Origin of the sequence: Aggregatibacter aphrophilus ATCC 33389 (assembly GCF_900636915.1) — a bacterium.
GTDB lineage: Bacteria > Pseudomonadota > Gammaproteobacteria > Enterobacterales > Pasteurellaceae > Aggregatibacter > Aggregatibacter aphrophilus.
In genome coordinates, this window is the sequence record NZ_LR134327.1 from 2,060,501 (window position 1) to 2,072,303 (window position 11,803).

An 11,803-nucleotide genomic window follows, 5' to 3' on the forward strand; every position below is an offset into this window, starting at 1 on the left:
TTATTTCCTCAAGGCCTCCTTGCACAATAAGTAAGTTTTCAGTGAGTTAATAATGAATAACAATCATCTCGGCAACATCGGTAAAGTCCAATAATTTTTAAACATAACTTGTCCATTTGTAATGGTCACACGAATCAGGCGTTGTATATTTTTCATTTTTAATAAGTTGTTTTGAATATGACGCTCCTCCGTCACTAAGCCGCTAGCAGAGGAATTACCGTTATTTGGCGCATCACTACTGTATCCATTCGTTATGATTCCCACTGATATATGAAGAATGGTTACACCACCCTCACACAAAACTACAGAACTAACCAGAGCATTTTCACATGGTTTGGAAATAATATTCCATAAGCAGATACGCAGACAAATCACTTCCGAGCTATAAGAAAAATTACATTCCACGGTAATGTTAGCTTCGTCAAAAGTGTCGTTCAAATCGGTTTTAATGAAAAAAATCCTATAAATACTGAACCTTCTCCCTCCAGTAAATAGGCATCTCGGAAAATCCTCCCGAAATACGGAATTTATTCTGCTCTTCCAAATAACTGCTATCACACCATTTCAACACAATAGCCATAATTTTACTTACCCCAAGCTGTAAACAATTCATTACACAAAATTCTGACACGGAATGGCTGATTTGACTGTAGCCCATAAAGTGCCCGCTCATATATAAAATATCATCCATAAATTTCAGACAAAATTAACATTTTGTGACTTATATCACGATCTTTATTTTACAGACTGTAAATTTTAAAATACAATCACCGTCAATTTTTAAATACATACTAAGGAACAGCAATGAACAAAACAGTGGGAAGTACGTTGTTAGTCGCAGGTACAATGATTGGCGCAGGTATGTTGGCTATGCCACTCACCTCCGCCGGGATTGGTTTTAGTGCCACCTTGCTTTTATTATTAGGCTTGTGGGCATTATTAACATTTACCGCATTACTTTTCGTTGAACTTTACCAAACTGCGCCAAGCGATGCAGGCATCGGTACCTTGGCCGAACAATATTTCGGTCGACCGGGACGCATCATTTCCACCGCTGTATTAATCATCTTTTTATACGCCTTAATCGCCGCCTATATCAGCGGAGGCGGCTCATTATTGGCCGATACTCTGCCTACGATTATCGATGATGAAACTACCGGCAAAACCGCCGTATTAATTTTCACCGTTTTCTTCGGTGCTTTTATTGTCATCGGCACACACAGCGTGGATAAAATCAACCGCTTGCTGTTTTTCACCATGATCGCCACGTTCATCGTAGTATTGGCGCTCATGTTACCGGCCATCAAATTAGATAATCTCATGGCCATGCCGATTGATAACGCCCTGATTATTTCCGCCAGTCCGGTATTTTTCACCGCCTTCGGCTTCCACGGCTCCATTCCAAGTTTAAACAAATACTTAGACGGTAACGTAAAAGCCCTTCGCATAGCCATTTTGGTCGGTTCCGGCATCACCCTATTCGCCTACATATTGTGGCAACTTTCCACCCACGGTTTGCTCACACAAAACGAGTTTCTGCAAATCTTGCAAAAGGATCCGACCTTAAATGGTTTGGTCACCGCTACCCTTACCATTACGCAAAGCAACATCATGGCAAACGCGGTGAAAATCTTCTCCACCCTGGCGTTAATCACTTCATTTTTAGGCGTGGGAATCGGCTTATTAGAATGTATCGAAGACTTATTAAAACGTTCCTTTAACATCAACGCAGGTCGTTTCTCCCTTGGTTTAATGACCTTCATCCCGCCTATCGTCTTCGCCTTGTTCTACCCGAAAGGTTTCATCCTTGCCTTAGGCTACGCCGGTCAAATGTTCGCTTTCTACGCCGTAGTTCTTCCGGTCTCTCTCGTGTGGAAGGCTCGTAAAATTCATCCCAACCTACCGTATAAAGTTTGGGGTGGTAATTTGACACTTTTCATCGTGTTAGTGTTAGGTGTTATTATCACGTCCATTCCATTTGCCATTCGAGCGGGTTATCTGCCGTTTGTGGTGGGATAAAAACACTAAAAAAGTGACCGCACTTTATTAAAGTGCGGTCACTTTTTTGTGCGTTTCTCTACATCAATTTGATGGAAAACAGGTTCACAGTTAGATCAAATAAACAGCGGCGTGGACGCTTGGGTTATTTTTCATCATATCTAATCAAGGCAGAATAAATCCCGTCTTCCAATTGCCTTAGCTTAGAAAAAACCAATCAATGCGTTAAACAAATAAGTAACACCACCCCAAGCCCATTTTGTTAACGCCACAGCAGCCCATCCCATCAGAATTAGCATAATCAAACCAAAGAAATCAGGCAGGTGCAGATAAATCCATGCGGCAACAGGATGGCGCCAAAAGGCAGATTTTTCCTGTTTCTTTTCAAGACCGGCGTGCATGAACGGGCGTTCCAAATGCAAGGTACTATCTATGCCATACTCGCTGCGAACGTGCTCATTGATAATTTTCATGGTGCGATAAGTCGGTTGTAGGAAGATGTCAATAAGTGTGCCCAACACCGGAATCATGCCCAATAACATATCGGCAAAAGCCAAATACACCGCCGGTCGCATTTTATGTTCCGGTACGCCTAACTCTTTGCCCATGCGGAAGGCTTTTAAAGTCAGTAATAGGCCGGTGATGTCGCCGACAAAAGGAATGAGCGAAAGAATAGCATCGAGACCAACCCCTTGTTTAGTAAAGGGAATACAGAAGAGACAATCCATCGTGTTAGCATATTTAGCCAAATGACGTTCACGACGAATAATTTCCTGCTGTTCAAAAGGAATAAGAGTATTGTTATTTTTCATTTTGTTCTCAATATTGGTTCCATGTAGATTATTTTAATGCGCGCAGATTATTATCTATTTTTTAGCATTTAGCCAGTTAAGAAATAAGTGGAAAGTGCGGTGGATTTTCGAAGAGATATTTTCGTTAGAGAATTAGCCACAACCGGAAGAAGCCGGCTGACATACTGACTGGTATGAGCAATGAAGAATTTTTATAGGGACAGACATAAAGCCCATCCCTACAAAATAGAATCCCAAAAGTGCGGTCGTTTTTTGAGATGAATTTTAACGGTTGGAATTACTGCCCGTAATACGCATTTTTGCCATGTTTGCGTAGATAATGTTTATCCAATAATTCTTGTTGCATCGGTTGCAAATTCGGGCGGAGTTGACGGGTGAATAAATTCATGTAGCCGATTTCTTCCAGTACTACCGCATTATGAACGGCGTTGTCGGCGTCGGTACCCCAGGCGAACGGGCCGTGGGAATGGACTAACACGGCGGGCACATCTTTCGGGTCGATGCCACGTTTGCGGAAGGTTTCCACGATAACTTTGCCAGTTTCCAATTCGTATTCGCCTTGAATTTCTGCCGGGGTCATTTTGCGGGTGCAAGGGATGGAGCCGTAGAAATAGTCGGCGTGGGTGGTGCCGGCGGCGATTAAATCTTCACCTGCTTGCGACCAAATGGTGGCGTGGCGTGAGTGGGTGTGTACGATACCACCGATAGTTGGGAATTCACGGTAAAGCTCCAAGTGCGTTGGCGTGTCGGAGGACGGTTTTTTTGTCCCTTCCACCACTTTGCCACTGAATAAATCCACCACCACCATATCTTCTGCCGTCATAACATCATATTCCACACCGGAAGGTTTAATGACTACCAAATTTCTCTCGCGGTCAATAGCAGACACGTTGCCCCAAGTGAATGTGACCAAATAGTGTTTTGGCAACGCTAAATTAGCTTTTAACACTTTTTCCTTCAATTCTTCTAACATTGGAAACCACCTTCTTTCATTTTTTGTTCAATCCAACGGCGAGCATTAATAATTTCAGCAATTGGCTCGTCGGCTTTTTCTGTCCACATTTCAATTAAGAATGCGCCGCGGTAATTTAATTCTGCCAAGGTTTTGAAACAGGTAACGAAATCCACACATCCCTCACCAAATGGCACATCACGGAATTGGCCTTTACAGGTTTCTGTCACTTTATAAGTATCTTTCAAATGGATGGCAGAGATTTTATCGATGCCCAATTTCAACTCTTCCGCGACATTGTCGTTCCACGCACTTAAGTTACCAAGATCAGGATATACGGTGAACCACGGAGAACGAAGGATGTCATCCCATTTTTTCCAACGGCTGATGGAACTCATTAATTTGGTGTCCATGATTTCTACCGCTATCATCACTTGGTTACTTGCCGCCAATTCCACCGCCCATTCCAGACCTTCTTGGAAACGTTGCAGGGTGCCTTCGTCCTGTTCTTCGTAATACACGTCATAGCCTGCCAGTTGGATAGTACGAATGCCTAAATCCACCGCTAGCTTAATAGCTTTTTCCATAATTTCATAAGCGCGTGCGCGGGTCGCCTCATCACGACTCCCGAACGGGAAGCGACGATGGCCGGAAAGACACATGGAAGGAATAGTGATGCCTGTTTTAATAATAGCTTTCACCAACTGAATACGCTCTTTTTCACTCCAATCCAAGCGTGCCAAACGTTCATCGGTTTCATCAATGGAGATTTCAACAAAATCAAAACCGCAGGCTTTGGCAATGGAAAGACGATCTTGCCAACTAATATTTTTCGGCAGGGCTTTTTCATAAATACCCAGTTTATGTTTTCTCACAATACACTCCTTTACTTATGGATCAGCAGTAAATCCACCACATCAGGCAAGAATAACCTCTAATCCTTTATCTCTTAATTCTTGAATAATCTTTGGATCGGCCTCTTTTCCAGTCACCAGTAAATCAATATCTTTCAGTTTGCTAAACAGCATGCCCACTTCGCGTCCGAGCTTTGAACTGTCAACCAACGCAACCAGTTTACTGACCTTGGGTAAAATATGCTGTTCCGAATTGGCGATAATCATATCTGTTTTGTATAAGCCGTCTGTGGTCATGCCTTTGCCGCTAGTAAACATAATATTGGCGGCATAAGCCGGTTCGTTAGTGGAGTTTAGGGATAAAGTCACCGCTTTATTTTTATTATATTGACCACCCATAATGACGACATCGTCATGATTATGTTCAATGAGGAAATTAGCCAAAGGCAAATAGTTGGTAATGATCTGTACATTGCATCCGCACAGGCTATCCGCCAGCATTTGCATGGTGGTGCCGCAAGTCAGTACGACGCTTTGCCCGTTTTCACAAAGTTTTGCTGCGACTTCGGCAATGCGTTGTTTTTCTTCGGCATTATTAACAACACGGGGCTGCGCATATTTTTTACCGTTAAGGGCAAGGTATTCGGCGCCGTTACGGACTTTTCTAAGTAACCCTTGCGCATTTAATTTATTAATATCGCGACGTGCTGTTGCCGGCGAGATGTTAAAGGTATCGATAATTTCGTTGGTCGAAAGAAGGGTTCGCTCTTTCAGTAAATCTAATATTTGATTATGACGATAACGTTCGTTCATTATGTTTTCCTTTTCATTTCCTACATCCATAACCTAATGAACTGCCTGAGAATTGCCGCCGCTAAAAAGCGACGGCAATATTTTATTTAACTTAAAGCATGGATTTAAACTGGATGTTCGGTTCCTGCTCAAAGCAATCATCAAAACCACGCGGATGATGATATTCAATCAAATCTTTATCACGCGGGTACACATATTTACCGCCGACTTCCCAGATAAACGGATGGAATTTATACTGCAAACGATCTTTACGCATACGCCATAATGCGAGAATTTCATCAGTGCTGGCCATGAAATTAGTCCAAATGTCATGATGCACCGGAATAATCACATTGGTGCGTAAACATTCTGCCATACGGAGCAAATCTACAGAGGTCATTTTATCAGCAATACCCACTGGGTTTTCGCCGTAGTTATTTAATGCCACATCAATATCGAAATCTTTACCATGTTTGGCAAATTGAATGGAATAGTGAGAATCGGCACCATGATAAATATTACCGCCTGGCGTTTTGAACACATAGTTCACCGCTTTACGCCCCATTTCTTCATCAGACGGGCAAAGCCCTTTTAATTCGCCTCCTCTCTCTTCCGCACCTTCAACCGGCAATGTCACCAGGCAAGTGCGGTCGAAAGAATCCAAGGCATAAATTTCAACATCTTTTAATTTCACCATATCACCCGGTTTAACGATAATGATCCGTTCTTCCGGTACACCCCAATTTTTCCATAATTCGGCGCAATGCCATGGACCAACAAATTTCACATGATCCAATTTGGGGTTATTCACGATTGCTGCCGCGACGTTTACATCAATATGGTCGCTATGATAATGGGAAGCCAAAATAAAATCGACTTCGTTGATGGCAAACGGATCTAATACCATCGGTTGGGCGCGCAAATTTGGTTGAAGCTTACGCACACCCGCCATATTTGCCATTTGGTGACCGCGTACCATATCTTTTACTTTTTTAGTACTCTTACCACGATTGCACCATAGATCCATGCAAATATTGGCGCCTGCCGGAGTTTTAATCCACACACCAACACAGCCTAGCCACCACATAGCAAAATTGCCTTCGGGTACCACTTCGTTTTCAATCTCTTCATTTAACCAAGTGCCCCATTCTGGGAAGGTGGAAAGAATCCAGCTTTCGCGGGTGATTTCATTAACTTTAGCCATACAATACACTCCTTATTTTTAGGTTTAGTAGAATAATTTAATCATTTATAATCATAAACAATCATTCAAAATAAGGGAATCTTTTTTTTATTTTTCTATTAAAATAGGTTAAAAATTTATTAGATTTCAGATTTAACTAACGTTTTAACCTTAGATACCAACGCCAACTCTTGATTCGAAATTTCTAATCACACATAAGTATTTCACAATAAAATAAATCGTGACATTGCTCACAATTTATCAAAAAACATCTTTTAAAAATCATTATAAATATTTATTATCCGCCGCTAATAAACGAAATTTACGCATGAATATTTATATTAACTCTACATTTCAAGGAGCATTACTATGGAAATCTTCATGTGGATCAACGAACAGATCCTCTCTAAAGCGCCACTTCTACTCGGTATCGTAGCCTGTATCGGTTACATCCTGTTGAAAAAAGACACAGCAACCATCATCAAAGGCACCATTAAAACTATCGTCGGTTTCATGTTGGTTCAAGTAGGTGCTGCAACCTTAGTTGCCGGTTTTAAACCAATTATCGAAAACTTGGCGAAATTCCACAACTTAACCGGTGCGGTTATCGACCCTTACACCAGTATGCAAGCCACCATTCAAACCATGGGCGATAACTATGGTTGGGTGGGATATGCCGTGTTATTAGCGTTGGCCTTGAACATTTTATTAGTGGTATTCAGACGCTTCACCGGTATCCGCACCATCATGCTTACCGGTCACATCATGTTCCAACAAGCTGGCTTGGTGGCAGTGTTCTATATGATTATCGGTGCATCCATGTGGGAAACCATCGTTTATACCGCGGTCATCATGGCGTTATATTGGGGAATCTCATCCAATATTATGTATAAACCTACCCAATCCGTCACCGGTGGTGCAGGCTTCTCGATTGGTCACCAACAACAGGTCGCTTCATGGATCGCTACGAAAATCGCACCGAAACTCGGGGATAAAAATGACAACGTGGATCACATGGATTTACCGAAATGGTTACACATTTTCCACGACAGCATTTCCGCCACCGCTATTGTAATGTCGGTATTCTTCGGGATTATTTTGCTTTCTTTCGGCTTAGATAACTTACAAACCATGGCAGGTAAAACCCACTGGTCGATTTACATTTTAGAAACCGGTTTAAAATTTGCCGTAGCCATTCAGATTATCGTTATGGGGGTACGGATGTTCGTTGCAGAGCTTTCCGAAGCCTTCAAAGGGATTTCTGAACGCGTCATCCCAAATGCAGTACTCGCTATCGACTGTGCGGCGATTTACGCTTTCTCCCCGAACGCCATGGTATTCGGTTTTATGTGGGGTGCCATCGGTCAATTTGTAGCTGTGGGTATTTTGCTTGGATTTAACGCACCAATTTTAATCATCCCTGGCTTTATCCCGATGTTCTTCTCTAATGCCACCATCGGTGTGTTCGCCAACCATTTCGGCGGTTGGAAAGCGGTTATGAAAATTTGTTTCGTCATGGGGATTATCGAGGTCTTGGGTTCCGCATGGGTTATCCAACTACTAGCCAACCAAGGCACCGTATTTAACGGTTGGATGGGCATGGCAGACTGGGCATTACTCTTCCCACCAATCCTGCAAGGTATCATCAGCATACCGTTCTTCTTCTTTGTTATCGTTGCACTTTCCTTGGTTTATATGTTCTTCGCCTCTAAAAAATTACGCGCCGACGAAGCGGCTGCAGCGACTGCGGGCAAAACTTTAGAACAAATGGATGGCTACGGCGTAGAAGACGAACCGGTTAACGAAGTGAAAGCTGAAGCGGCCACTATTGAACAAAACGGCACCCGCCCAATTCGTATTCTCGCGGTATGCGGTTCAGGCCAAGGTTCATCCATGATGATGAAAATGAAAATTAAAGGTTATTTAGACAAACGCGGCATTGCAAATGTGATGGATTCTTGCGCTGTCACCGATTACAAAGGTAAATTAAATGAAGTTGACATCATCGTTTCCTCCAAACACTTGGCCGGAGAAATTGAAGTAGGCGAAGGTAAATTCGTCCTTGGCGTACAAAATATGTTAAATCCGAACTCGTTCGGCGATGAACTGGTCGAACTTATTAACAAATACAATTCCGCTAGATAACGCACCCTTCCCCTGCTCACGCAGGGGAAAACCCTATCTCAAAGGAGTCGCTCATGCTGAAAGAATCTCTTATCGAAAACAATTCCATCAAACTCAATCAATCCGCCGCCAACTGGGAAGAAGCCATCAAAATCGGTACCGACTTATTGGTTGCTTCCGGCGCCATTGAACCGCGTTATTACGATAACATTATCGCCAAAGTAAAAGAACTCGGCCCTTACATCGTGTTAGCGCCAAGCCTTGCCATGCCTCATTCTCGCCCGGAAGACGGCGTCATTAAAACCGCTTTCGGTTTAACCACCTTAAGCGAACCGGTGGATTTCAACGGCGAACCGATTTCCGTGTTAGTCACCTTGGCCGGTAGCGATTCCGACACTCACATTGAAGGGATTGTTGAAATCACACAAATTTTTGATGATCCGGAAAGCGATGACGGCGTAAACATCCAAAAATTCCTCGACTGCAAAACCAAAGAAGAAGTGCTTGCCGTGATTGATGCGGCACTTAATGCCTAATCATCTATCGGTAAAAAAACACTGCATTTTTTTACCGCACTTTTACCGATTAATCTTTATAAAGGAAAACTGATATGAGCAAACCATTGTTACAAATCGCCCTCGACTCCCTCAGCTTAGAAAAAGCCGTAACCGATGCCAAACAGGCAGAAAATTTAGTGGAAATTATAGAAGTGGGCACCATTTTGGCTTGTGCAGAAGGCATGAAAGCTGTTTCCACCCTACGCGCACTTCACCCAAATCACATCATCGTCTGTGACTTAAAAACCACCGATGGCGGTGCAATTCTTGCAAAAATGGCCTTTGAAGCCGGCGCCGACTGGCTAACGGTTTCCGCTGCTGCCCACCCGGCCACCAAAGCCGCCTGTAAAAAAGTAGCAGACGAATTCAACGCCGCAAACCCGAATTTAAAAGTAAAAAAAGAAATTCAAATCGAAATCTACGGCAACTGGATGTTAGATGATGCCAAAGACTGGGTGAATTTAGGGGTTAAGCAAGCCATCTACCACCGCTCCCGCGACGCGGAGTTAGCCGGTAAAGGTTGGACACCGGAAGATGTGGATCTCATGAAACAATTATCTGCCTTAGGCCTTGAGCTTTCCATCACCGGCGGTATCGTGCCACAAGATATTCACCTCTTTAAAGAAATTAAAAACGCCAAAGCCTTCATCGCCGGCCGCGCCCTTGTAGGGGAAAACGGCAAAGCCACCGCCGAAGCTATTCGAGCAGAAATTAATAACTACTGGTAAGTAAAAATACCTAAAAAACAAACCGCACTTTGATTACAAAATCAAAGTGCGGTTGGCTTTCAATAAAAAGTAGAATGTTAGGAGACGTCTTTACCTAGTGCGATAAGTTATTTTTAAACATTCTCATAAAGATGCGCAATTAACCGCCCATCCAAATACTCTCCGATATAAACTTTATCCACGGTCAATCCCAATTGATCCAACTGTTGTTTCACCCATCCTTCATCTTTATTGATGATATCTAAAATATCGGAATCCAGCTGGCCATCAATAATCAGCGGATAACGCAGGTTTTCGTCACTGTATTGAATGACGGAAAGTTGACCATTTTGTTCTAACACGGCACGTTTTACAGTACCGATTTCATAAATACCGGCAGAACGTAATTTAAACATGAGATCGTAGGCGGAAATGCTATTTTTCATACATTCCCCAGTTTGTACTTTACCGTTTAAAATCACCCAGACCGGCTTACCATCGATGATAGATTTCACAAATCGATTATGGTTTTTAATAAATCGTAAAGTAAAAATAAGCAAGGTCCAAAGCACCAACACTAAAAAAAACTGCAAGACACCAATGCTATCACTATAAATCACGCCACCAATAATGCCGCCTAGTACATAATTTTGTACTTGATCCATGGCAGAAGTAGGCGCCAGATTGCCTTTACCCATAAGGTTAATTTGTAGCACAAGACCAATAATGCCCATAGCAAGTTTAAGGCCTAATAAGGTATAACCATCCATTAATTCCCCTCCTTGTCGATTAGGTTAATATTCGGATTCACCAAATTTATCGGCGATAAGCTGTAGGCACTGAAGTCATTATTAAAATGCACTTCATAATATTTATCCTGAATATTCAATATCATACCATTACTAAGGCTGCGGCTGTTGACGCGAATCTCCTCAGAGGAGACATGCTTCACTTCTTTTACCGAATTAAGAAATGTCACCATACGTGAGGTATTGTCGGCATAAGCCTGGTTTTGTTGGTACTGGTTATATTGCAAGCCCAGCAATAACACTATTAGCAACAAAAAAATAATACTGAGATCACGATATTTAGTTTCTAAACGATGGCGTAAATATAAAGTAGTTACCAAAAGTAACGCAGCAAGAGCAACGAAAATCGCAATGTATTTCAAATAGTCTTGAAAATACATTCGATTTTCTAAATAAAAGTAAGAGAAAAAAGACATTGTCGCACCTAAAATAACAAAAAAAAACGTAAACGGAGAACCTAGTCACCGTTTACGTTTATAGAAAACTACACATCACGATTACGCTTTTTTCGGAGTGTTGCCCTGAGGTTTCGTTTGGGATTTCATTTTACTACTGATTTCGCGACGTTGTTTTGACAATTCGGCGTTGCGAATAATGTAATCGTCAACACGATTATCGTAATCATCCCGCATGCTTTCAATAATGGCACGCACATCTCGAATCGTCATGTCGTCACGAATATATTGATCTAAGTTTTCTAACAACAAAGCCCGTTTTTGGTTATCACGAATTTTACGATTATTATCGTCCATATCGCGTAACAGTTTATTTTTTAAGCGATACATACGCACATACTCCAAAACATCCTGAAAAGATTTGTTGACATTGTCCATCGATTTGCTCCCTTATTTTAAAAAATGAATAGCGATAATGTAGCCTTTTTTCCCTATTTCGTCAAAGCATTCACACATTTTCAGGTGCATTCTCCCATCTCGCGGCAAATATAAAAAATTTCCGTAAAAAGCATTGATTAGAAAACAGCGAGGTGATAAAACTCTAGCTATTATTTTATTTA

The 11,803-nt window shown here is 42.1% G+C and carries 13 protein-coding genes; 4 read left to right on the forward strand and 9 right to left on the reverse strand.

All coding sequences use genetic code 11. The features are described from left to right. Positions 1-460: 460 nt before the first annotated feature. Positions 461-691 carry a sugar-binding domain-containing protein gene (locus EL144_RS09885; protein ID WP_005703901.1) on the reverse strand — a complete coding sequence of 77 codons (231 nt, stop codon included), beginning with the start codon at positions 689-691 and terminating at the stop codon, positions 461-463. Between the two features lie 113 nt (positions 692-804). Here EL144_RS09885 and EL144_RS09890 point away from each other — a divergent pair, with 113 nt between their 5' ends. Beyond that, positions 805-2,019, forward strand: coding sequence for an aromatic amino acid transporter (locus EL144_RS09890; protein ID WP_005703900.1), 1,215 nt, complete (start codon positions 805-807; stop codon positions 2,017-2,019). 182 nt (positions 2,020-2,201) lie between these two features. Here EL144_RS09890 and EL144_RS09895 read toward each other — a convergent pair whose 3' ends face one another. The 5 genes from EL144_RS09895 to ulaG form a co-directional block, all read right to left on the reverse strand. After that, complete coding sequence (locus tag EL144_RS09895; protein ID WP_005703899.1) at positions 2,202-2,810, reverse strand: DUF4112 domain-containing protein; 609 nt, start codon at positions 2,808-2,810, stop codon at positions 2,202-2,204. 277 nt (positions 2,811-3,087) lie between these two features. Further along, a complete protein-coding gene (gene araD, locus EL144_RS09900) occupies positions 3,088-3,783 on the reverse strand; it encodes an L-ribulose-5-phosphate 4-epimerase (RefSeq protein ID WP_005703898.1) in 696 nt (231 codons plus the stop codon). Continuing rightward, positions 3,777-4,637, reverse strand: coding sequence for an L-ribulose-5-phosphate 3-epimerase (locus EL144_RS09905; RefSeq protein WP_005703897.1), 861 nt, complete (start codon positions 4,635-4,637; stop codon positions 3,777-3,779). Before EL144_RS09905 ends, araD begins: the two co-directional genes overlap by 7 nt. Positions 4,638-4,679: 42 nt before the next feature. Continuing rightward, positions 4,680-5,429, reverse strand: a complete 750-nt coding sequence (ulaR, locus tag EL144_RS09910; protein WP_012771644.1) for an HTH-type transcriptional regulator UlaR — start codon at positions 5,427-5,429, stop codon at positions 4,680-4,682. Positions 5,430-5,520: 91 nt separating this feature from the next. Further along, a complete protein-coding gene (gene ulaG / locus EL144_RS09915; protein ID WP_005703894.1) occupies positions 5,521-6,612 on the reverse strand; it encodes an L-ascorbate 6-phosphate lactonase in 1,092 nt (363 codons plus the stop codon). 348 nt (positions 6,613-6,960) lie between these two features. Here ulaG and EL144_RS09920 point away from each other — a divergent pair, with 348 nt between their 5' ends. From EL144_RS09920 to EL144_RS09930, 3 genes are all read left to right on the forward strand, one after another. Next, positions 6,961-8,736: a PTS ascorbate-specific subunit IIBC gene (locus EL144_RS09920; protein WP_005703893.1), complete on the forward strand. Its 1,776-nt coding sequence runs from the start codon at positions 6,961-6,963 to the stop codon at positions 8,734-8,736. A 53-nt stretch (positions 8,737-8,789) separates the two neighbouring features. Then, positions 8,790-9,251, forward strand: a complete 462-nt coding sequence (locus EL144_RS09925; RefSeq protein WP_005703892.1) for a PTS sugar transporter subunit IIA — start codon at positions 8,790-8,792, stop codon at positions 9,249-9,251. A gap of 74 nt (positions 9,252-9,325) precedes the next feature. Continuing rightward, on the forward strand, positions 9,326-10,000 hold the full coding sequence (locus tag EL144_RS09930) for a 3-keto-L-gulonate-6-phosphate decarboxylase UlaD (protein ID WP_050332794.1): 675 nt from the start codon (positions 9,326-9,328) through the stop codon (positions 9,998-10,000). A gap of 113 nt (positions 10,001-10,113) precedes the next feature. Here EL144_RS09930 and EL144_RS09935 read toward each other — a convergent pair whose 3' ends face one another. The 3 genes from EL144_RS09935 to EL144_RS09945 form a co-directional block, all read right to left on the reverse strand. Further along, positions 10,114-10,749, reverse strand: a complete 636-nt coding sequence (locus EL144_RS09935) for a DUF421 domain-containing protein (protein ID WP_005703889.1) — start codon at positions 10,747-10,749, stop codon at positions 10,114-10,116. After that, positions 10,749-11,204 (reverse strand): DUF3290 family protein, encoded by a 456-nt coding sequence (locus EL144_RS09940; RefSeq protein ID WP_005703888.1) that lies wholly within the window; start codon positions 11,202-11,204, stop codon positions 10,749-10,751. The genes EL144_RS09935 and EL144_RS09940 overlap by 1 nt, the downstream gene beginning before the upstream one ends. 81 nt (positions 11,205-11,285) lie before the next feature. Continuing rightward, positions 11,286-11,621 (reverse strand): DUF496 family protein, encoded by a 336-nt coding sequence (locus EL144_RS09945; protein WP_005703887.1) that lies wholly within the window; start codon positions 11,619-11,621, stop codon positions 11,286-11,288. Positions 11,622-11,803 lie beyond the last annotated feature (182 nt).

Excerpts from the sequence above, each read along its gene's own strand:
- EL144_RS09920 (WP_005703893.1), top strand. The coding sequence starts at position 6,961 with ATGGAAATCTTCATGTGGATCAACGAACAGATCCTCTCTAAAGCGCCA.
- araD (WP_005703898.1), bottom strand. The coding sequence starts at position 3,783 with ATGTTAGAAGAATTGAAGGAAAAAGTGTTAAAAGCTAATTTAGCGTTG.
- ulaR (WP_012771644.1), bottom strand. The coding sequence starts at position 5,429 with ATGAACGAACGTTATCGTCATAATCAAATATTAGATTTACTGAAAGAG.
- EL144_RS09945 (WP_005703887.1), bottom strand. The coding sequence starts at position 11,621 with ATGGACAATGTCAACAAATCTTTTCAGGATGTTTTGGAGTATGTGCGT.
- EL144_RS09935 (WP_005703889.1), bottom strand. The coding sequence starts at position 10,749 with ATGGATGGTTATACCTTATTAGGCCTTAAACTTGCTATGGGCATTATT.
- EL144_RS09925 (WP_005703892.1), top strand. The coding sequence starts at position 8,790 with ATGCTGAAAGAATCTCTTATCGAAAACAATTCCATCAAACTCAATCAA.
- EL144_RS09940 (WP_005703888.1), bottom strand. The coding sequence starts at position 11,204 with ATGTCTTTTTTCTCTTACTTTTATTTAGAAAATCGAATGTATTTTCAA.
- EL144_RS09930 (WP_050332794.1), top strand. The coding sequence starts at position 9,326 with ATGAGCAAACCATTGTTACAAATCGCCCTCGACTCCCTCAGCTTAGAA.
- EL144_RS09895 (WP_005703899.1), bottom strand. The coding sequence starts at position 2,810 with ATGAAAAATAACAATACTCTTATTCCTTTTGAACAGCAGGAAATTATT.
- EL144_RS09890 (WP_005703900.1), top strand. The coding sequence starts at position 805 with ATGAACAAAACAGTGGGAAGTACGTTGTTAGTCGCAGGTACAATGATT.
- ulaG (WP_005703894.1), bottom strand. The coding sequence starts at position 6,612 with ATGGCTAAAGTTAATGAAATCACCCGCGAAAGCTGGATTCTTTCCACC.
- EL144_RS09885 (WP_005703901.1), bottom strand. The coding sequence starts at position 691 with ATGGATGATATTTTATATATGAGCGGGCACTTTATGGGCTACAGTCAA.